Genomic DNA, 20121 nt, shown 5'->3' on the forward strand with positions numbered 1-20121 from the left:
ACGGTTGTGGCGCACGTCTTCGGTGAACGCACTCTGGCCACACTGGAGCGTCTTCTGAGCCTGCTGTCGGCCTTTGAGGTCGTGGTATGGATGACGGATGGCTGGCCGCTGTATGAATCACGCCTGAAGGGAAAGCTGCACGTTATCAGCAAGCGTTACACTCAGCGCATTGAGCGACATAATCTGAATCTGAGACAACATCTGGCAAGGCTGGGACGGAAGTCACTGTCGTTCTCAAAATCGGTGGAGCTGCATGACAAGGTCATCGGGCATTATCTGAACATAAAACACTATCAGTAAGTTGGAGTCATTACCGAATAGTCGTATAAAAAAGGGTGTTATGGAGCGTGTAAAACAACATCTTCACCTTAATGGCGATACAGTTGGCTGAGAGCCAGCAGGGGGCAAATCACCTGCAAATAAACACGGCACATGCTGGCGCGCATATCGCGGATGCGTTCGAGGACAGAAGAACCGACAGGCGGATTCTTCAGCCGCTCATCGTCCATCACAAAACCTTAGACCAGGTATTCCTGAAGCCGATTGAATATTGAGCAGTAGAAAATATCTGGATTGACAGTATTACAAGGGGTTGGAGAACGTCAGAAGAGGCATTTTGGCGGAAGATCACAGGAGTCGAACCTGTCCGGGACCGCTGGCGGCCCCAACTGGATTTGAAGTCCAGCCGCCTCACCGGAGACGACGATCTTCCGCGCCTCGATTGCTACATGGAGGCGGGGCGCATTATAGCTACTTCCTTGAGTTTCTACATCCCCCAGATCAGTTTTTTCCGCCTAATACACGCAGCGTATTATCACGAAAGCATTATAGTTCATATAAAACCCATATTTTACAATGATATATGAGCGGAATTAACGCTACCACGATCACATAAAACAAGAATCATAAATTAATAACCAGATATCGGAATATTCGCTCTCACAGGGATGGTTTACAAAATGCGTTATCGGTCTCAGCACCCCTATAGCATCAAGGAAAAGCAGATGAAGAGTGAAGTGTTGTCCGTTAAAGAGAAAATTGGTTATGGCATGGGAGACGCCGCCAGCCACATTATTTTCGATAACGTAATGTTATATATGATGTTCTTTTATACCGATATTTTTGGCATACCTGCCGGTTTTGTCGGAACCATGTTTTTGGTCGCTCGTGCACTGGATGCGATTTCCGATCCTTGCATGGGGTTGTTGGCCGATCGAACGCGCTCTCGCTGGGGTAAATTTCGTCCGTGGGTACTGTTTGGCGCACTGCCATTCGGGATCGTCTGTGTACTGGCCTATAGCACGCCAGATCTCAGTATGAACGGCAAAATGATCTATGCAGCAATTACTTACACCCTACTTACCTTACTTTATACCGTCGTCAATATCCCTTACTGCGCATTGGGTGGTGTAATCACCAATGACCCGACTCAGCGTATCTCGCTGCAATCCTGGCGTTTTGTGCTGGCGACCGCGGGAGGCATGCTTTCTACTGTTCTGATGATGCCACTGGTTAATTTAATTGGCGGTGATAATAAACCACTCGGTTTCCAGGGCGGTATCGCGGTCCTTTCCGTGGTGGCATTCATGATGCTGGCATTTTGTTTCTTCACCACTAAAGAACGCGTTGAAGCACCACCTACAACAACGTCTATGCGGGAAGATTTACGTGATATCTGGCAAAACGACCAGTGGCGGATTGTCGGTTTACTAACCATTTTCAATATCCTGGCGGTGTGCGTACTCGGTGGGGCGATGATGTATTACGTCACATGGATTTTGGGCACGCCGGAAGTGTTTGTCGCTTTTCTCACCACTTATTGCGTGGGTAACCTGATTGGTTCCGCACTGGCAAAACCTCTGACCGACTGGAAATGTAAAGTCACTATCTTCTGGTGGACGAATGCCCTGCTGGCAGTGATTAGCCTCGCGATGTTCTTTGTTCCCATGCAGGCCAGCATCACTATGTTTGTCTTCATCTTCGTGATTGGTGTGTTGCATCAACTGGTGACACCTATCCAGTGGGTAATGATGTCCGATACCGTCGACTACGGCGAGTGGTGCAATGGTAAACGCCTGACCGGGATCAGTTTTGCTGGCACGCTGTTTGTGCTCAAACTGGGGTTGGCCTTCGGCGGCGCTCTTATCGGCTGGATGCTGGCTTATGGCGGATATGATGCGGCAGAAAAAGCGCAGAACAGCGCCACGATTAGCATCATTATTGCGCTATTCACGATTGTTCCGGCGATCTGTTATTTGCTGAGCGCGATTATCGCTAAACGCTACTACTCACTCACGACGCACAATCTGAAAACCGTTATGGAACAGCTGGCTCAGGGTAAACGCCGTTGCCAGCAACAATTCACCTCTCAAGAAGTGCAGAACTAAGGAACGGCAATGAAAATTAGCGATGGAAACTGGTTGATTCAACCTGGCCTCAATTTGATTCACCCGCTTCAGGTGTTCGAGGTTGAACAGCAGGATAATGAAATGGTGGTCTATGCTGCCCCCCGTGATGTGCGTGAACGTACCTGGCAGCTTGATACGCCTTTATTTACGCTGCGCTTTTTCTCCCCACAGGAAGGTATTGTCGGTGTGCGGATTGAGCATTTTCAGGGAGCGCTGAATAACGGTCCTCATTATCCGCTCAATATTTTGCAGGACGTGAAGGTCACAATCGAAAACACAGAACGTTATGCTGAGTTTAAAAGTGGCAACTTAAGCGCGCGTGTCAGCAAAGGTGAGTTCTGGTCACTCGATTTTCTGCGCAACGGTGAACGTATTACCGGTCAGGACACGAATAATCAACGAAATTATATGTTTGAGCGGCTTGATCTTGGCGTTGGCGAAACAGTTTATGGTCTGGGAGAGCGTTTTACTGCCCTGGTGCGCAATGGTCAGACGGTAGAGACCTGGAACCGGGACGGCGGCACAAGTACTGAACAGGCGTATAAAAATATCCCGTTCTATATGACTAACCGTGGCTATGGGGTGCTGGTCAATCACCCCCAGAGTGTCTCTTTTGAAGTGGGATCGGAGAAAGTCTCCAAAGTGCAGTTCAGCGTTGAGAGCGAATATCTCGAATACTTTGTTATCGACGGTCCGACGCCGAAAGCGGTACTTGATCGTTATACCCGTTTTACTGGTCGTCCGGCGCTGCCGCCCGCATGGTCCTTCGGCCTGTGGCTAACCACTTCATTTACCACCAACTACGACGAAGCGACGGTAAACAGCTTTATCGATGGTATGGCGGAACGCAATCTGCCGCTGCATGTTTTCCACTTTGACTGTTTCTGGATGAAAGCCTTCCAGTGGTGCGATTTTGAGTGGGACCCGCTGACTTTCCCGGACCCGGAAGGGATGATCCGCCGCCTGAAAGCGAAAGGGCTGAAAATCTGCGTCTGGATTAACCCCTATATCGGTCAAAAATCCCCCGTCTTTAAAGAGTTACAAGAGAAAGGCTATTTACTCAAACGCCCGGACGGTTCGCTATGGCAGTGGGATAAATGGCAGCCAGGTCTGGCGATTTATGACTTTACCAATCCGGATGCCTGCAAATGGTACGCCGACAAACTGAAAGGTCTGGTCGCGATGGGCGTTGATTGCTTTAAGACCGACTTTGGCGAACGTATCCCAACTGATGTTCAGTGGTTTGACGGTTCCGATCCGCAGAAAATGCATAACCATTATGCGCACATCTACAACGAACTGGTGTGGAACGTGCTCAAGGACACCGTTGGTGAGGAAGAAGCTGTCTTGTTTGCCCGCTCGGCCTCCGTCGGTGCGCAGAAATTCCCGGTACACTGGGGTGGCGATTGTTACGCTAACTACGAATCAATGGCGGAAAGCCTGCGCGGTGGTTTGTCTATTGGCCTTTCAGGTTTTGGCTTCTGGAGCCACTATATCGGCGGCTTTGAAAATACCGCTCCGGCGCACGTTTACAAATGCTGGTGCGCGTTTGGTTTGCTCTCCAGCCATAGCCGTTTACACGGTAGCAAATCTTATCGTGTGCCGTGGGCCTACGATGATGAGTCCTGTGATGTGGTGCGCTTCTTCACGCAACTGAAATGCCGCATGATGCCGTATCTGTATCGTGAAGCTGCGCGTGCAAACGCGCGGGGTACGCCGATGATGCGGGCCATGATGATGGAGTTCCCGGACGATCCGGCTTGTGATTACCTTGACCGTCAATACATGTTAGGCGACAACGTGATGGTTGCGCCGGTGTTCACTGAAGCGGGCGATGTGCAGTTCTACCTGCCGGAAGGTCGCTGGACACACCTGTGGCACAACGATGAGCTCGACGGTCGTTGCTGGCATAAACAGCAGCACAGCTTCCTGAGTCTGCCCATTTATGTGCGTGATAACACCCTACTGGCGCTGGGCAACAACGATCAACGTCCCGATTACGCGTGGCACGAAGGCACGGCATTCCACCTCTTTAATCTGCAAGACGGGCATGAAGCCGTCTGTGAAGTGCCCGATGCTGACGGATCGGTGATCTTTACTTTAAAAGCAGCACGTACTGGCAACACGATTACTGTGACTGGTGCGGGCGAGGCGAAGAACTGGACACTGTGCCTGCGCAATGTTGTGAAAGTAAATGGTCTGCAAGACGGTTCGCAGGCTGAAAGTGAGCAGGGGCTGGTGGTGAAGCCTCAAGGGAATGCGCTGACAATTACGTTGTAATCTATTGATGGAATGCCGGGTACGTCTGAGTCGTACCCGGCGAGATTGATGTTTACTGCACCAGCTCTGCCGACGTAACTTCACCGCTGGAAACGATGCCAGCATTCATGGTTTGAGTCACTTGCTGCTTTGCGGCGTTCACGGCATGCAATTGCCCGCTAACCGTAGGTTTCAGCGGGGCATTGGCCTGAATATCTCCACTGGCGGTAAGCTGAATATTGCCGTCGCCAGTCAACGGTAATTCAGGCCATCCCCATTGTTGCAAAATATTCACCGGCACACCGCGTCCATTCAGGCTGATATGGGTCTGACGTTGTGGCGTTTGTGAAACACTGGCAGTGGCTTCCAGAATGCCTTTTTCAGTAAATGCACTCAGTTCGCTGATATTCACCGTGCTGCTGTTGGCGGTCAGCGCCAGCGACGGGCGACGAACATCAACACGATTGAATGTCGCGGCGGCGGCATTCAGATTCGCCGAGCCACTCCAGACGCCCCATTTATGATCGGTAACCAGCGTCAGGTTGGCACCGTAACCATCGAGCGTGGTGAGCTGCCACGGGAAGTCAGGGTCGATATCAATGATCAGATTGCGGCTGGCGCTAAATCTCTTCAGTTGCAGGCTGTTTAACCAACCGGGTGTCGTTTCCATCCACAACTGTTGCCAGTTTTTCGGCAAGGTATATTCCAGCCCGGCAATTGCCGCATCATCAAGGATCAACGTTTTCCCGTCACGCAGCCAGTTCCCTGACGTTCTGACCATCCCCCCTTCCCAGCGGCTGGTGAACTGGCGCAGCGCTACGCCCTGCGGGGAAAATTCCGCGTTTATAATCGGGTCAAATAAATGCAGCGAACCATAAATGAACTCGCTAGCGTTCATCGACAGTTTGCCTTCTTGTGTCTGCCAGTCATCTTTACTGAAGGTCATGTTGCGCAAGCTGAGATCGAGGTCGGTCACCGCCCAGTCCGGACCTTGCAAACGAGCATCGATCACTTCCAGGCGACCAATCTGCAACGACGGGACAGAGCGTAATGGCGCAAAGAAGTCGGTTAGCGATTTTTCGCTTTGTAGACGTATATCCGCCATGCGCAGGTTTTCCACTTGCCAGCTGCCGTCGGCGTTACGCTGCGCGTTTCCGGTTAATGTCCCGCGGGCGATGTCGGCACCCAGGTTAGTCAGCGTAACGCGATCGTTATCAATACTGCCTTCAATCAGTACATTGGTGGCAGGAACATCATTGAGCGAAAGCGATCCGGCACTAAACTGAATCTGCGCCTTCGTACCCAGCACTTTACCGGCTTTTGGTGACCACGGAACTACGCCGCCATTTACCCGCAGCGCGCTCAGTTTCCATTCGCTATTCGGGCTATTAAACGCCATATCACGCAGTTGCAGACGATCGGCTTTGAACGGTAGCGGCGCGGTCTGGTCGGTGAGATTCAGCGTCCCGTTTTCCAGCAGGATGGTATCGACATGGCGTGGTTCGGTCAGTTGCCGACTGCTTAGCGCAATGTCGACACTTTTGGCCACCAGGGTCGCGGGCTGACCATCACGACCAAACGTGACATTCTCCAGCACGATATGAGATGGCGCAGAAAAACGGTGATCCATCGCCCCGAAGGCCAGATGATAGTCGCTATTCTCGGAAACCCATGCGCTGATATGTTCTGCTCCCCAGCGGGTTTGCAGAAGAAAATAGAGGCCAGCGATCACCACTAACAGAGCGATGAGAATGTAGAGAAGCAGCTTCCCAATAAATTTCATGGTCTTCCATCCCGTGAAATGCACATAAGAGAGTTATGCACGATTTACGCGCAATCCTCAAGGCGGGAATGGTGAAAGAGGTGAGACTGCGGCGGTAATTATCTTACCGCCGCCAGTGAATTACTGTTTTTCTGGTGGGAAAATCAGATTCAGCACGATGGCAGTAATACCGCCCGCGGCGATCCCGGAGGAGAGCAGGTTTTTCAGCCATTCAGGGGCAAACTGCAAAATCAGCGGCTGCTGAGACACGCCCAGACCAACCGCCAGCGACAGCGCGATAATCAGAATCGCCCGACGGTTCAGCGGCTCACGAGAAACGATACGCACACCGGAGGCGGCGATGGTGCCAAACATTACAAGCGTTGCGCCGCCCAGAACCGGTTCTGGAATGTGTTGTACAAAACCGCTCACTGCCGGGAACAGACCCAGCACGATCAACATCAGCGCGACGACAAAACCGACATAGCGGCTGGCAACACCAGTCAACTGGATCACTCCGTTGTTTTGCCCGAAGCAGGAGTTCGGGAAGGTGTTAAACACCGCCGAAACAAACGAGTTCAGGCCGTTTGCCAGCACGCCGCCTTTCAGGCGTTTCATGTACAGCGGACCGGACACTGGCTGTTCGGAAACGTCAGAGGTCGACGTGATATCGCCAATGGTTTCCAGCGAAGTGATCATAAAGACCAGCATCAGCGGCAGCAGCAGACTCCATTCAATGCCAAGACCGTAATAGAGCGGCGTTGGCACCATAATCAGTTCTTGCGTCATCGGTTCGTTGCTTTCTGGCAACATGCCCATAAACCACGCCAGCGCATATCCGGCCGCCATCGCAATCACCAGTGAGGCCACGCGTAAGTAAGGGTTACGTTGACGGTTAAGCAGGATAATTAAGGCTAAGACCACGCCTGCCAGCAGCAGATTTTTCGGTGCGCCGAAGGTGTTATCGCTCATGGCTGCGTAACCGCCGCCAATGGACGTTAACCCAACCTGAATTAGCGACAGGCCGATAATCATCACCACAACGCCAGAAACCAGCGGCGTAATAATGCGGCGCGCCAGATGCAGAACGCGGGAGATCACCATCTCGGTGCAACTTGCCAGCATCAACGTGCCGAACAAAGCCGCCATCATGGTAGGAACATCAGCACCACCGGTTTTCAGCGCGGCACCGCCCATAATCAGCGGGGCAACAAAGTTGAAGCTGGTGCCCTGAATAGACAACAGCCCGGAGCCAACCGGACCCCAGGCCTTAATTTGAATAATCGATGCCACACCGGAGGCAAACAGCGACATACTAATAATGTGTTGCGTGTCTTGTGCCGGTAAACCCAGCGCCTGGCAGATTAATAGCGCTGGCGTGATCACCGCAACGAACATCGCCAGCAGATGCTGACAGGCGGCAAACAGGGTTTGAGGAAGCGGCGGACGATCTTCAAGACGGTAAATCAGTTCGCTGTTTTGAGTCTGCGCAACCGGTTGCGCATTTTCTGACTCGAGGGTGGAAACAGACATCGAAAACAATCCCGTGGTAGCAAAGCGGGCATTTTAGCTGACCGAAAGAGAAAAGCAAACGTTTGCCACATCCTCATCTAAATATTTAAATGAGATAAATGCACTTTTTTATATAACTTTTGGTATTTTTCTGCTTAAAATCCATGCCATTTGTTCATTAACAGCTGAGAATTTGACCTAGGAAAGCATAACTCGATACCCGTCATAGTTCATGAAGTTGCCACTGCGCGATGAAGTATGACGAGTATGAAAGAGTGATGCGGATACAAAGGAGTAACTATGTTTCATCTCGATACTTTAGCAACGCTTGTTGCCGCAACGCTGACGTTGCTGCTCGGGCGTAAGTTGGTCCATTCCGTCTCCTTTTTGAAGAAATACACCATACCGGAACCTGTTGCGGGTGGTTTGTTGGTGGCGCTGGCGCTACTAGTACTGAAAAAAAGCATGGGCTGGGAAGTCAACTTTGATATGTCCCTGCGCGATCCGTTAATGCTGGCTTTCTTCGCCACCATTGGCCTGAACGCCAACATTGCCAGTTTGCGTGCCGGTGGGCGTGTGGTTGGCATCTTCTTGATTGTGGTTGTTGGTCTGTTGGTGATGCAAAATGCCATTGGCATTGGTATGGCTAGCCTGTTAGGGCTTGATCCGCTGATGGGGCTGTTGGCCGGTTCTATTACGCTTTCCGGCGGTCACGGTACGGGCGCTGCGTGGAGTAAATTGTTCATTGAACGTTATGGCTTCACCAATGCGACGGAAGTGGCGATGGCCTGTGCAACGTTCGGTCTGGTGCTGGGCGGCTTGATTGGCGGTCCGGTGGCGCGCTATCTGGTGAAACACTCCACCACGCCGAACGGTATTCCGGATGACCAGGAAGTCCCGACGGCGTTTGAAAAGCCGGATGTGGGACGCATGATCACCTCGTTGGTGCTGATTGAAACTATCGCGCTGATTGCTATCTGCCTGACGGTGGGGAAAATTGTTGCGCAACTTTTGGCTGGCACTGCTTTTGAACTGCCGACCTTCGTCTGTGTACTGTTTGTTGGCGTGATTCTGAGCAACGGTCTGTCAATAATGGGCTTTTACCGCGTCTTTGAGCGTGCGGTATCCGTGCTGGGTAACGTAAGCTTGTCGTTGTTCCTGGCGATGGCGTTGATGGGGCTGAAACTGTGGGAGCTGGCTTCGCTGGCGCTGCCGATGCTGGCGATTCTGGTGGTACAGACCATCTTCATGGCGTTGTATGCCATCTTCGTTACCTGGCGCATGATGGGCAAAAACTACGATGCGGCAGTGCTGGCTGCGGGTCACTGTGGTTTTGGCCTCGGTGCAACGCCAACGGCAATCGCCAACATGCAGGCGATCACTGAACGCTTTGGCCCGTCGCACATGGCGTTTTTGGTGGTGCCGATGGTCGGTGCGTTCTTTATCGATATCGTCAATGCGCTGGTAATTAAGTTGTATTTGATGTTGCCGATTTTTGCCGGTTAACCGATGAAGCGGCGGTCTTCTCACCGCCGCCTTTTACGCATTCGAGTAACGTTCTGTCTCCGGCATCCAGCGTTCTATCAAGGCTTTTGCCTGTTGTGGGTAACGTTCGTGAATATGTCGCGCCAGGCGCTGAACTTCCGGGATCATCGCCTGATCGCGCAGTAAATCCGCCACTTTAAATTCAGCATTACCCGTCTGACGCGTGCCTAACAATTCGCCAGGGCCGCGAATATCCAGATCTTTTTGCGCAATCACAAAACCGTCGTTACTGTCGCGCAGCACTTGCAGGCGAATTTGCGCCGTTTTAGAAAGCGGCGTTTTGTAGAGCAGCACGCAGTGAGAAGCCACCGCGCCACGACCTACGCGCCCGCGCAGCTGGTGTAACTGCGCCAGACCCAGACGCTCAGGGTTTTCGATAATCATCAGGCTGGCGTTAGGCACATCAACACCGACTTCAATAACGGTAGTGGCAACCAGCAGATGTAGCTCACCTTGTTTAAACGACGCCATCACCGCCTGTTTCTCGGCTGGTTTCATCCGCCCGTGTACCAGGCCAACATTCAATTCTGGTAGCGCCAGTTTCAACTCTTCCCAGGTAGCTTCCGCCGCCTGCGCTTCCAGTAACTCTGACTCTTCAATCAACGTACAAACCCAGTACGCCTGACGACCTTCAGTTATGCAGGCATGGCGCACGCGGTCAATGATGTCGGTACGGCGGGTATCAGGAATAGCGACCGTAGTCACTGGCGTGCGGCCTGGCGGCAGCTCATCTATCACCGAGGTATCGAGATCGGCATACGCCGTCATTGCCAGCGTGCGGGGGATCGGCGTGGCGGTCATGATCAACTGATGCGGATGGAAGCCTTGCTGCTGGCCTTTCTCCCATAACGCCAGACGCTGATGCACGCCAAAGCGATGTTGTTCGTCGATAATCACCAGCGCCAGACCGTTAAACTGCACCTGTTCCTGGAAGATGGCGTGCGTACCAACAATCATCTGCACCTGACCGCTGGCGATGGCTTCCTGCTGAGACAGTCGCGCTTTGCCTTTCTGCTTACCGGCGAGCCAGCCCACTTCGATACCGAGCGGTTCAAACCAGTTGCGGAAGTTATTGGCGTGCTGTTCGGCGAGTAATTCGGTTGGTGCCATCAATGCCACCTGTTTGCCGTGGGCAATCGCACGCAGCGCGGCGAGGGCGGCGACCAGCGTTTTACCGGAACCTACATCGCCCTGTACCAGGCGCATCATCGGCACATCCAGCGCCATATCGCGCTCGATCTCCGCCACTACGCGTGCCTGTGCGCCCGTTGGCTTGAACGGTAAGGCTGCGAGGAGTTTATTTTTCAGCGCATCATTGGCGCTCAGCGGCTGGGCATGAAAACGCTGTGCTCCGGCACGTAAGGCTAACATGCTGAGGTTGTGCGCCAGCAGTTCTTCCAGAATCAGACGACGTTGCGCCGGATGCTGCCCGGTTTCCAGATCGCTAAGCTGTAGCGTCGGTGGCGGGCGGTGCAAAGTGCGCAACGCTTCCGGTAGCGTCATCATTCCTTGTGACAGTTCCGGCGGCAGGAGTTCTTCAATGGCGCAGGTGTCGAGCAGATCCAGCGCCTGGTCGGTTAATTTACGCAGCGTGGCCTGCTTTACGCCTTCCGTTGTTGGATAAACCGGTGTGAGCGTTTCCTGTAATTCTGGCGTGCTGAGATCGCCCTGCACGCGGTATTCCGGGTGGATCATCTCCGCACCATATTTACCGCGCTTTGCTTCGCCATAAGCCAGTACACGGCGGCCCGTCGCCAGGCTATTTTTCATTGCCGCGCTGAAATTGAAAAAGCGCATGGTGAGGATGCCGGAACCGTCGCTGATCTGGCAGGTCATCATCCGCCGACCGCCGAAGGAGATATTGCAGTTCAGCACTTCGCCTTCCACCGTGGCATAAACGCCCGGCAGTAGTTCTCCGATGGGGTAGAGATGGGTGCGATCTTCGTAGCGCAGGGGAAGGTGTAAGAGTAGATCCTGCACGGTATGCAGGTTGATTTTCGCCAGTTTGTTACTAAGTGCTGCGCCAACGCCCGTTAGGGAACTGAGTGGGACAGCATCTAACAGGCGACCTGTCATGGCACTTACCCTGCAGCCTGCATAGTAGCCCACCAGTCGGCATCAGCTTCGATCTCGCCTTGCTGATTGACGTGGGGATAAGGCAGGCCTTTGCGTTTTGCGACTTTCGCCAGCACCGGATAGCCGCCTTCAAACAACAGGCGTTGTTGCTCTGCTTCCGGCAACATGCTGTTTTCACGCAGGTACATGCCTGCATTTTGCCGCTGACGCTGGGCTTCGTAAAGAATGAGGGCTGAGGCAACGGAAACATTCAGCGACTGCACCATGCCGATCATCGGAATGATGATGTCCTGATCCGCCAGGGCCAATGCTTCCTGCGTGATGCCCGTTTTCTCCTGTCCCATCAAAATGCAGGTCGGGCGAGTGTAATCAATTTCGCGGAAATCGACAGCGTTATCAGAAAGATGGGTTGCCAGAATCTGCATGCCCTGGCCTTTGAGATGAGCGACGGCATCGCCAATGGTGCGGTGTGTTTTCACCTGTACCCAGCTGTTACTACCCGCCGCTGCCGAAGCCATGGTGCGCATGCGGCTACCAGGCCAGACGGCGTGAACTTCATGTACGCCAACGGCATCTGCGGTACGAATAATCGCAGAAACGTTATGAGGTTTGTGGACCTGCTCCATGCAGACGGTCAGATCAGGCTGCCGCCTGGCGAGCATTTCGCAGATGCGTGCATAACGTGTTGGGTTCATAAAACATTAATTTCGGTTTCGGGTGACTTTAATCACGTCTGGCATCACGCGGATTTTGCGCATGATATTCGCCAGATGCACACGGTCACGAGCGGTCAGACGAATAAAGGCGCTGTAGACGCGACCATCTTTCTCTTCCGTATTCAAACTTTGAATATTCGAAGTCGTGGTGTTAATTGCCGCCGTCAGGTTTGCCAGCGCACCCTGATGATTGAACATCTCCACCTTGATTTCGGTGATGAACTCCTGCGCCGTCTCTTTATCCCATTCCACAGCCATAAACTTCTCTGGCTCTTTCTGGTAGCCACGGATGTTACGGCAGGATTCATGGTGGATCACCAGACCTTTACCGGGGCTGACGTGGGCGATAATCGGGTCGCCAGGAATAGGGCGGCAGCATTTCGCAAAGGTGATCAGCACGCCATCAGCGCCTTTGATCGGCAGATGCCCGTGGCTTTGAGTCGCCGGTGGAATGGAGGCGTCCCCATGTTGTAGATTTTTCGCGACCACCACGCTCATTGCGTTACCAAGGCCGATTTCTGCCAGCAGATCGTCAAGCGTTGCCAGCTTCATGCGATCCAGCTCGCGCTGAATATTTTCCTGCGGGATTTCATTGAGCTTACGGCTACCACCCAAAGCATGGTTGAGCAGACGACGGCCCAGGCTTACAGAATCATCACGCTTGAGGTTTTTCAGCAACTGACGAATTTTGGCGCGCGCTTTCGAGCTAACGACAAAGTTCAGCCAAGCGGCATTCGGGCGAGCGCCCGGAGCGGTAATGATTTCAACGGTCTGACCGCTAGTAAGCGGCTGCGACAGCGGGTAAGGCTGGCGGTCGACGCGTGCGCCCACGCAGGCATGGCCGATATCGGTATGCACTGCATAAGCGAAGTCGACGGGCGTTGCACCGGCAGGCAGCTCGACAATGCGCCCTTCCGGTGTGAAAACGTAAATCTCATCCGGGAAGAGATCGGATTTAACGCTCTCGATAAATTCAAACGAACTACCGGCGCTCTGTTGCAGCTCCAGCAGGCTTTGCATCCAGCGCTGGGCGCGTATTTGTGCGGTAGTACTGGTTTCGCCGTGCTCTTTATAAGCCCAGTGCGCGGCAACACCCATCTCCGCCATCTGATCCATATCTTCGGTACGGATCTGGACCTCAACCGGCACGCCGTGCGGGCCAATCATCGAGGTGTGCAACGACTGATAGCCGTTCGCTTTTGGAATGGCGATATAGTCTTTCACGCGGCCCGGACGCGGCTTGTACAGGCTGTGCATCTGGCCCAGCACGCGATAACAGGTGTCAGAATCATTGACGATCACGCGGAAAGCGTAGATGTCCATGATTGAGTGAAAACGCTGCTCTTTGAGCACCATTTTGCAGTAAATCGAATAAAGATGCTTTTCGCGACCACTGACGCGGCACGGTATTCCCGCTTCCTGCAAACGCCCTTCGATTTCAGAAAGAATCTTCTGGATCATCTCTTTACGGTTGCCGCGCGCGGCTTTCACCACTTCTTTGATTACGCGATAACGGTTGGGATACAGCGCCTCAAAACCCAGCTCTTCGAGTTCGGTTTTAATGTGGTGGATACCTAAACGGTGCGCCAGCGGGCTGTAAATTTCGAGAGTTTCACGGGCGATGCGGCGACGTTTGTCCGGGCGAAGTGAGCCCAGCGTGCGCATGTTGTGGGTACGGTCGGCAAGTTTGATGAGGATGACGCGGATATCCTGCACCATCGCCATAATCATCTTGCGAAAGTTTTCGGCCTGCGCCTCTTTCTTATCGCGGAACTTGAGTTTATCAAGTTTCGACACCCCCTCTACCAGCTCGGCGACGCTTTTACCAAAAAGCTGTTCCATATCCTGGTAGGTGGCGGGAGTATCTTCAATCACGTCATGCAGCAGCGCCGCCATCAGCGTTTCATAGTCGAGTTTCATCTCGGCCAGAATGCAGGCAACCGCTACCGGGTGCGTGATATAGGGTTCACCGCTTGAACGTGTTTGCCCCTCGTGAGCATCACGTGCAACGAGATACGCCTGCCGCAGACGCTTGATTTGGTCTTCCGGCAGGTAGGTTTGAATCAGTTGATTCAGGCTTTCAAACAGATACAAGGGCGACCCGCTTTGTGATTAACGACGACCTTCAGCAATAGCGGTAACGGCTTGTAATTCAGCGGCTTCCTGCTCTTGCTGTTCCTGGCGTTCGCGAACGTCGAGGATCTGGTTGTTGATCAGACCTTCTTCGATTTCGCGCAGCGCGATTACAGTGGTTTTATCGTTTTCTTCCGGTACCAGCGGATCCTTTCCGCCTACCTGCATCTGACGAGCGCGACGCGCGGCGACCAGTACCAGGTCAAAACGGTTACCAATTTTCTCTACAGCGTCCTGAACAGTTACGCGTGCCATACTTAAAAAGCTCCACAGGTGAAGAAATGACTGGGCATGATACTGAAATCAGGTTCAGTCTGCCAACAATTTGCTGATTAAAGCGTCATGACGCTGCTTTTGGCGGCTCATGCGCAGACGTTCGGCGCGAATAATGGTCTTCAAATCGGTCAACGCGGTATCGAAGTCATCATTCACAATCAGGTAATCATATTCGGCGTAATGGCTCATTTCTGCAACAGCTTGCGCCATACGCTTTGCAATGACCTCTTCGCTGTCCTGACCGCGACCGCGTAGACGGCGGTCCAGTTCAATTTTAGACGGCGGTAAAATAAAGATACTCCGCGCGTGCGGCATCTTCTGGCGAATTTGCTGCGCGCCCTGCCAGTCGATATCGAGAAAAACATCGACACCGGTCGCCAGTACTTGCTCAATGGCCTCACGCGAAGTGCCATAGTAATTACCAAAAACTTCTGCGTGTTCGAGGAACGCATCTCTGCTAATCATTTCTTTAAATTCATCATGATTAACAAAGAAATAATGTTCACCGTGGACTTCACCAGGACGCGGTTGGCGTGTGGTGTGTGAAACAGAAACCTGGGTGTCATACAACGGTTGGGTTTTTAATAAAGCCTTAATCAGGCTGGATTTACCCGCGCCACTGGGGGCAGAAACAATATAAAGCGTGCCTTGAGCCATGAGTATCTTTCGTATGTGATTAGCGAAATAAAGCCTACATACGAGCTTATTATACACGGCGCGGCCATGTGACGTAGCCCTTGCTCACACTTTTTGCGCAAAGTTGTTGCGTTTTGCGTAGCTGCTTCCGCATTTGCCTGTGATTTACTGCAATAAAGACGATTCTCAGGAAGCGTCCTCGCAGACTCCGTTTTTGCCACTCGGCTTTGCCTTCACCACGTTGTATATCTGCCAGCCTGACTACAGCGGAGGTGAAGATGAAAGTATGGATGGCGATATTAATAAGTATCTTGTGCTGGCAATCATCTGTGTGGGCGGTCTGTCCGGCCTGGTCGCCAGCCAGAGCACAGGAAGAAATTTTCCGCCAGCAACAGCAAATAAAACAGTGGGACGATGACTACTGGAAGGAAGGAAAAAGTGAGGTGGAAGACGGTGTTTACGATCAGTTAAGCGCCCGTCTTACGCAGTGGCAACGCTGCTTTGTGAGCGAGCCCCGCGACGTGATGATGCCGCCTTTAAATGGTGCGGTTATGCATCCGGTTGCCCATACGGGTGTACGCAAAATGGCGGATAAAAACGCATTAAGTCTGTGGATGCGAGAACGTAGCGATCTTTGGGTGCAGCCAAAAGTTGATGGCGTTGCGGTAACCCTGGTTTATCGGGACGGGAAACTGAACAAAGCAATCAGTCGCGGTAATGGCCTGAAAGGCGAGGACTGGACGCAGAAAGTTAGCTTAATTTCCGCTGTGCCGCAAACCGTTAGCGGGCCTTTAGCCAACAGTACGCTTCAGGGGGAAATATTTCTCCAGCGCGAGGGGCATATCCAACAACAAATGGGGGGAATAAATGCCCGCGCAAAAGTTGCTGGCTTGATGATGCGCCAGGACGATAGCGACACGCTGAATTCTCTGGGCGTTTTTGTCTGGGCATGGCCGGATGGACCGCAGTTAATGTCTGATCGTTTAAAAGAGCTGGCTACCGCAGGTTTTACTCTAACGCAGACGTATACCCGTGCGGTGAAAAATGCTGATGAAGTTGCGCGCGTACGCAATGAGTGGTGGAAAGCGGAATTACCCTTCGTCACCGATGGCGTAGTTGTACGAGCGGCGAAAGAGCCAGAATCCCGCCATTGGCTACCGGGCCAGGCAGAGTGGCTGGTGGCCTGGAAATATCAACCTGTAGCTCAGGTTGCCGAAGTGAAGGCGATTCAGTTTGCGGTGGGTAAGAGCGGTAAAATATCGGTGGTTGCGTCACTCGCATCTGTCATGCTGGATGATAAAAAAGTCCAGCGGGTGAATATTGGTTCCGTCAGGCGCTGGCAGGAGTGGGATATTGCGCCTGGTGATCAGATTCTCGTCAGCCTTGCCGGTCAGGGTATTCCTCGCATTGATGATGTGGTGTGGCGCGGTGCAGAACGTACAAAACCGACACCGCCAGAAAACCGCTTTAACTCGTTGACCTGCTACTTTGCTTCTGATGTTTGTCAGGAACAGTTCATTTCACGCTTAGTCTGGCTGGGGTCAAAACAGGTTCTTGGGCTGGATGGCATTGGTGAGGCCGGTTGGCGCGCGCTGCATCAGACTCATCGCTTTGAGCATATCTTTTCTTGGCTTTTATTAACGCCAGAGCAATTACAGAACACGCCGGGGATCGCGAAAAGTAAAAGTGCGCAGTTATGGCATCAGTTTAATCTGGCTCGTAAGCAGCCTTTTACTCGCTGGGTGATGGCAATGGGAATACCGCTAACCCGGGCGGCGCTTAATGCCAGTGATGAACGGTCCTAGTCGCAACTTTTATTTAGCACGGAGCAGTTCTGGCAGCAGCTGCCGGGGACTGGATCTGGGCGCGCCAGACAGGTTATTGAATGGAAGGAAAATGCGCAAATCAAGAAGCTGGGCAGTTGGCTGGCTGCCCAGCAGATCACAGGTTTTGAACCTTAGTGACCTTCGTGGCTGTAGTAAAAGACCGGTAATCCCAGCTTAAGACGTAGCGCCAGTAAGCGGGCAAAAAAGCCGAATACCAGGGTGGAGATAATCACCACATCATGGTTAGAAACATAGTGTTGCAGCGCGATGTACAGCACGGCGGAGGCAAATGAGACACCAGCATACAACTCTTTCTGGAATACCAGTGGGATGCGTTTACAGAACATATCGCGCAAAACGCCGCCAAACACGCCGGTGGTTACCGCCGCGACAACGGCAATAATTGGGCCGTGCCCCATATCCAGTGCAACCTGTGCGCCGATGATAGAAAAGACTACCAGTCCGAGCGCATCGAGCACCAGAAACACTTTGCGCAGGTAAGGCATTACAGGAGCAACGATAGTGGTGAGTACTGCGGCGGTAGCGACGATAATCACATATTCCGGGTGTTTGACCCAGCCGAGCGGATAGTGGCCCAGCAGAATATCGCGCACTGACCCTCCGCCAATTGCGGTGGCGGTCGCAATAATAATTACGCCAAATGTATCCATGCGCCGTCGTCCGGCCGCCAGCGCCCCCGTCATGGCTTCGGCAGTGATGCCAACCAAATACAAAATGTGTAACAGCATGGTTCTCTCCCTAAAAATCTGTCTGGCAGGGTAGCGATTTGTGCGCATTGTCACGATTGAGATTTTTTAAGGTAAGAGGAAATTGATAACTTGTAGTTATGTGAAATCGCTATTTTCTGTAGCGTAGATGCATTATTCTGAGTTCTTGTCTGAGAAAATGCATAAGAAAAAATAGGTTAAAATTGAGGGGTGGAAAAGAAAGGTGCAATGTTTAGCCATTGTGTTCACTGCACCTGGACTTTGGCTTACGCATCGGGTATCTCAATTAAGAAAAAGAGTTTTTAGTTTCTGCTATTTCTTCTCTGTAATTTTTACACTGTTTTCCAACTGCTTGATGCTGACCTGCGGGGTCGGCAACTCCTCAGGCATGGTTCCGCCAAGTTCCTGAATGGTTTGCCTCACCTTGCGACCCACGTCAAAGTGTGTGGTGTTTGCTTGCTGTTTTGAATTCACGCCATCCCGCTTGAGTTTTTCTTCTGTTTGGGTAGCTCGAAAGAGATTAGCCGCCAGTTCTGTTGAACCCATATGATCCAGGATATTCTGATTCTTTTTCAGCCCCTTCCGCTGATGAATAGCTTTCTGATCTAATCCACCATACAGCCCCCGGTAACCATGATTCTGAAATATGGCGAAATCGATAGCTGTCGCTACCCCAGCTTGCTGCGCTGCCTCAACCAATTGTTTGTTATGTTCTTTCAATTCATTTCTCAGAAAAAGACGCTTTTCGTCTTCACGAAGTTGCCTGAAAGCTTCATCGTCAGCCAGCTCCTGCCGTCGGGTCTGGATAGCAAAATAAGTTTGCCCTGCCGCAATAACCGGTTTCGCAGGGTCGCCGTTTTGTACTACCAGGTAACAGGCATAGCGGGAGAGATGAACATCTTCAAGTTCTCGTTGAGCCCCTGAACCTAATACAACCATTTTGGTGGTTTCAACGAAATGGTCAGATGCAGCTTGATTGCTGGCTTCGCACGCTTGAGTCGCGCGGGCCAGTACCTTTTGAAAATTGCGCCAGTCCCGATAATCCAGTAACGGTGCCAATTCTCTAGCTGACCAAAATTCTTGCCCTTCAGTGCCATAATGCCGTATTTCTTCAAAAGGTTGATGATGTTCGTTCATTGCCCACTCCATGTGATATCGATTGCAAAGAAAGTAAATCTGTAACTGTATTTATATACAGTTGTGAGTATCTCACGTTCTCAGTGTGCTGGGCAAAAAAACATCGCAAAATCTGGAGCAGGCACGCAAAACAGAATTGAAGTTGCGGGGAAGAAAAATGCCGCTCTGTTTGAGTGGGCGGCATTTGTGAAGGCTGAAAAGTAAGAATTGGCGTTACGAGTTGAATCTGTTTATTGAGTAGTGGCTTTAAACGCCCGTGGTTGCTGTGTTTCTTGTAATGCGTTTTCTCAGTAGGTATACCCTTGTGTACACGGTATTTTGAGGCGCTGTCTTTGGCTGCTCGTTTTATGCTCTCATGCTTGCTGTTCTGGCCTCTTATCTTTTGCGCCTTATTGTATGATAGTGCTATCCCACAATAAGGAACCTGCCAGCTATGAGAATGACCAGCCGCAAAAAAGAGATACTTAGCTACTTTGAACCGGATAACCTCGAATGGGTGACTGGTGAGATTGGTGCGCCGCCGTTCGATGTGTCGGGTGTGGCCTACCTGCTTCATGGCATGGTGTCGTTCGATAAGCGTCACCAGCTCGAATCAACCCGGCGCTCAATATCCAGCATCAGGAAATTGTGGATCTCGGCCTGCTCAGGATTATCAGACTCTCTGGCCTGTAATAGCAATTCATTGTAACCATGCAAGCCGCCTGAGTTTTCCACCGGGGTGGTGCCTTTCCCACGCAGGCAGCTAATGGGCTGATTGCTCGTATCGTGTGTTTGCTTCTCCAGCACAATGACGCAATCCCACCAGTCGCCAAAGTCATACGTGTAAACCAGCTTGTCACCATCATTCTGGAGCGCTGCCCATAGTGGTGTGATTGCCGCATTACCCATGCTTTCATCCTCACCCCATACGCGATACTCGCTACCGGGATCACCTTTACGCCCTTTCTCGAACATATACAGGTGTTCGTCATTCCAGCCAAAAGCCAACTGGATCACCGCGTGAAGTTCACTAAAGGGGATTTGCTCTGGAACCAGCACACGCCGCCATATAGGTGGTTTGCTGTCTCGGATGGTTATCTTTAGCTGGTACATGCAAATCCTGAATAA

Annotated in this window: 13 protein-coding genes, 1 tRNA gene and 4 pseudogenes; 6 read left to right on the forward strand and 12 right to left on the reverse strand. The window is 52.1% G+C overall.

Annotated features, from left to right (window positions below):
* Window positions 1-300 (forward strand): annotated as a pseudogene (locus tag BGK49_RS20600) (IS1-like element IS1X2 family transposase); the annotation flags it as partial.
* A gap of 110 nt (window positions 301-410) precedes the next feature.
* Here the strand turns inward: BGK49_RS20600 and rhuM are convergent.
* Both rhuM and BGK49_RS20610 read right to left on the reverse strand, forming a co-directional pair.
* Window positions 411-539: pseudogene (gene rhuM / locus BGK49_RS20605) on the reverse strand (RhuM family protein); the annotation flags it as partial.
* Window positions 540-617: 78 nt separating this feature from the next.
* Window positions 618-712 (reverse strand) — tRNA-Sec (locus BGK49_RS20610).
* A gap of 292 nt (window positions 713-1004) precedes the next feature.
* On the opposite strand from BGK49_RS20610, the gene BGK49_RS20615 reads away from it, so the two are divergent.
* Together BGK49_RS20615 and yicI are read left to right on the forward strand one after the other, a co-directional pair.
* Complete coding sequence (locus BGK49_RS20615) at window positions 1005-2387, forward strand: glycoside-pentoside-hexuronide family transporter (protein WP_000834432.1); 1383 nt, start codon at window positions 1005-1007, stop codon at window positions 2385-2387.
* Between the two features lie 9 nt (window positions 2388-2396).
* Window positions 2397-4688, forward strand: coding sequence for an alpha-xylosidase (gene yicI, locus BGK49_RS20620; protein WP_046891653.1), 2292 nt, complete (start codon window positions 2397-2399; stop codon window positions 4686-4688).
* A 52-nt stretch (window positions 4689-4740) separates the two neighbouring features.
* Here yicI and BGK49_RS20625 read toward each other — a convergent pair whose 3' ends face one another.
* Window positions 4741-6450, reverse strand: coding sequence for an AsmA family protein (locus tag BGK49_RS20625; protein WP_005024377.1), 1710 nt, complete (start codon window positions 6448-6450; stop codon window positions 4741-4743).
* Window positions 6451-6570: 120 nt separating this feature from the next.
* A complete protein-coding gene (gene xanP, locus BGK49_RS20630; protein ID WP_005024375.1) occupies window positions 6571-7962 on the reverse strand; it encodes a xanthine/proton symporter XanP in 1392 nt (463 codons plus the stop codon).
* Between the two features lie 279 nt (window positions 7963-8241).
* Here xanP and gltS point away from each other — a divergent pair, with 279 nt between their 5' ends.
* On the forward strand, window positions 8242-9447 hold the full coding sequence (gene gltS / locus BGK49_RS20635) for a sodium/glutamate symporter (RefSeq protein ID WP_000468833.1): 1206 nt from the start codon (window positions 8242-8244) through the stop codon (window positions 9445-9447).
* 33 nt (window positions 9448-9480) lie between these two features.
* Here gltS and recG read toward each other — a convergent pair whose 3' ends face one another.
* Genes recG through gmk form a run of 5 tightly spaced genes read right to left on the reverse strand, consistent with a single transcriptional unit; the run spans window position 9481 to window position 15344 of the window.
* Window positions 9481-11562, reverse strand: a complete 2082-nt coding sequence (gene recG / locus BGK49_RS20640) for an ATP-dependent DNA helicase RecG (protein WP_000147774.1) — start codon at window positions 11560-11562, stop codon at window positions 9481-9483.
* Between the two features lie 5 nt (window positions 11563-11567).
* A complete protein-coding gene (trmH, locus tag BGK49_RS20645; protein ID WP_001070177.1) occupies window positions 11568-12257 on the reverse strand; it encodes a tRNA (guanosine(18)-2'-O)-methyltransferase TrmH in 690 nt (229 codons plus the stop codon).
* 6 nt (window positions 12258-12263) lie between these two features.
* The gene (gene spoT, locus BGK49_RS20650) at window positions 12264-14372 is read right to left on the reverse strand and encodes a bifunctional GTP diphosphokinase/guanosine-3',5'-bis pyrophosphate 3'-pyrophosphohydrolase (protein WP_000280488.1); all 2109 of its coding nucleotides are present in this window, start codon (window positions 14370-14372) and stop codon (window positions 12264-12266) included.
* 18 nt (window positions 14373-14390) lie between these two features.
* Window positions 14391-14666 (reverse strand): DNA-directed RNA polymerase subunit omega, encoded by a 276-nt coding sequence (gene rpoZ, locus BGK49_RS20655; protein WP_000135058.1) that lies wholly within the window; start codon window positions 14664-14666, stop codon window positions 14391-14393.
* Window positions 14667-14720: 54 nt separating this feature from the next.
* On the reverse strand, window positions 14721-15344 hold the full coding sequence (gene gmk, locus BGK49_RS20660) for a guanylate kinase (protein WP_005024369.1): 624 nt from the start codon (window positions 15342-15344) through the stop codon (window positions 14721-14723).
* Between the two features lie 257 nt (window positions 15345-15601).
* Here gmk and ligB point away from each other — a divergent pair.
* Window positions 15602-17284: pseudogene (ligB, locus tag BGK49_RS20665) on the forward strand (NAD-dependent DNA ligase LigB).
* Here ligB and BGK49_RS20670 read toward each other — a convergent pair.
* Both BGK49_RS20670 and dinD read right to left on the reverse strand, forming a co-directional pair.
* The gene (locus tag BGK49_RS20670; RefSeq protein WP_000924289.1) at window positions 17281-17898 is read right to left on the reverse strand and encodes a trimeric intracellular cation channel family protein; all 618 of its coding nucleotides are present in this window, start codon (window positions 17896-17898) and stop codon (window positions 17281-17283) included. The pseudogene ligB and the gene BGK49_RS20670 sit on opposite strands and share 4 nt — an antisense overlap.
* A 291-nt stretch (window positions 17899-18189) precedes the next feature.
* Entirely contained in the window at window positions 18190-19014 is an 825-nt protein-coding gene (dinD, locus tag BGK49_RS20675) for a DNA damage-inducible protein D (protein WP_004987253.1), read from the reverse strand.
* A gap of 433 nt (window positions 19015-19447) precedes the next feature.
* On the opposite strand from dinD, the pseudogene BGK49_RS31295 reads away from it, so the two are divergent.
* Window positions 19448-19633, forward strand: a pseudogene (locus tag BGK49_RS31295) (hypothetical protein); the annotation flags it as partial.
* Here BGK49_RS31295 and BGK49_RS20680 read toward each other — a convergent pair.
* Window positions 19594-20106, reverse strand: a complete 513-nt coding sequence (locus tag BGK49_RS20680; protein ID WP_024259685.1) for a plasmid pRiA4b ORF-3 family protein — start codon at window positions 20104-20106, stop codon at window positions 19594-19596. The pseudogene BGK49_RS31295 and the gene BGK49_RS20680 overlap by 40 nt on opposite strands.
* Window positions 20107-20121 lie beyond the last annotated feature (15 nt).

The organism is Shigella sp. FC1544 (genome assembly GCF_001722145.1).
Classification (GTDB): Bacteria; Pseudomonadota; Gammaproteobacteria; order Enterobacterales; family Enterobacteriaceae; genus Escherichia; species Escherichia coli.

Coding starts and splice junctions, on each gene's coding strand:
- xanP (WP_005024375.1), bottom strand. CDS start 7,962: ATGTCTGTTTCCACCCTCGAGTCAGAAAATGCGCAACCGGTTGCGCAG.
- BGK49_RS20680 (WP_024259685.1), bottom strand. CDS start 20,106: ATGTACCAGCTAAAGATAACCATCCGAGACAGCAAACCACCTATATGG.
- yicI (WP_046891653.1), top strand. CDS start 2,397: ATGAAAATTAGCGATGGAAACTGGTTGATTCAACCTGGCCTCAATTTG.
- trmH (WP_001070177.1), bottom strand. CDS start 12,257: ATGAACCCAACACGTTATGCACGCATCTGCGAAATGCTCGCCAGGCGG.
- dinD (WP_004987253.1), bottom strand. CDS start 19,014: ATGAACGAACATCATCAACCTTTTGAAGAAATACGGCATTATGGCACT.
- BGK49_RS20615 (WP_000834432.1), top strand. CDS start 1,005: ATGAAGAGTGAAGTGTTGTCCGTTAAAGAGAAAATTGGTTATGGCATG.
- BGK49_RS20670 (WP_000924289.1), bottom strand. CDS start 17,898: ATGCTGTTACACATTTTGTATTTGGTTGGCATCACTGCCGAAGCCATG.
- recG (WP_000147774.1), bottom strand. CDS start 11,562: ATGACAGGTCGCCTGTTAGATGCTGTCCCACTCAGTTCCCTAACGGGC.
- gltS (WP_000468833.1), top strand. CDS start 8,242: ATGTTTCATCTCGATACTTTAGCAACGCTTGTTGCCGCAACGCTGACG.
- BGK49_RS20625 (WP_005024377.1), bottom strand. CDS start 6,450: ATGAAATTTATTGGGAAGCTGCTTCTCTACATTCTCATCGCTCTGTTA.
- gmk (WP_005024369.1), bottom strand. CDS start 15,344: ATGGCTCAAGGCACGCTTTATATTGTTTCTGCCCCCAGTGGCGCGGGT.
- rpoZ (WP_000135058.1), bottom strand. CDS start 14,666: ATGGCACGCGTAACTGTTCAGGACGCTGTAGAGAAAATTGGTAACCGT.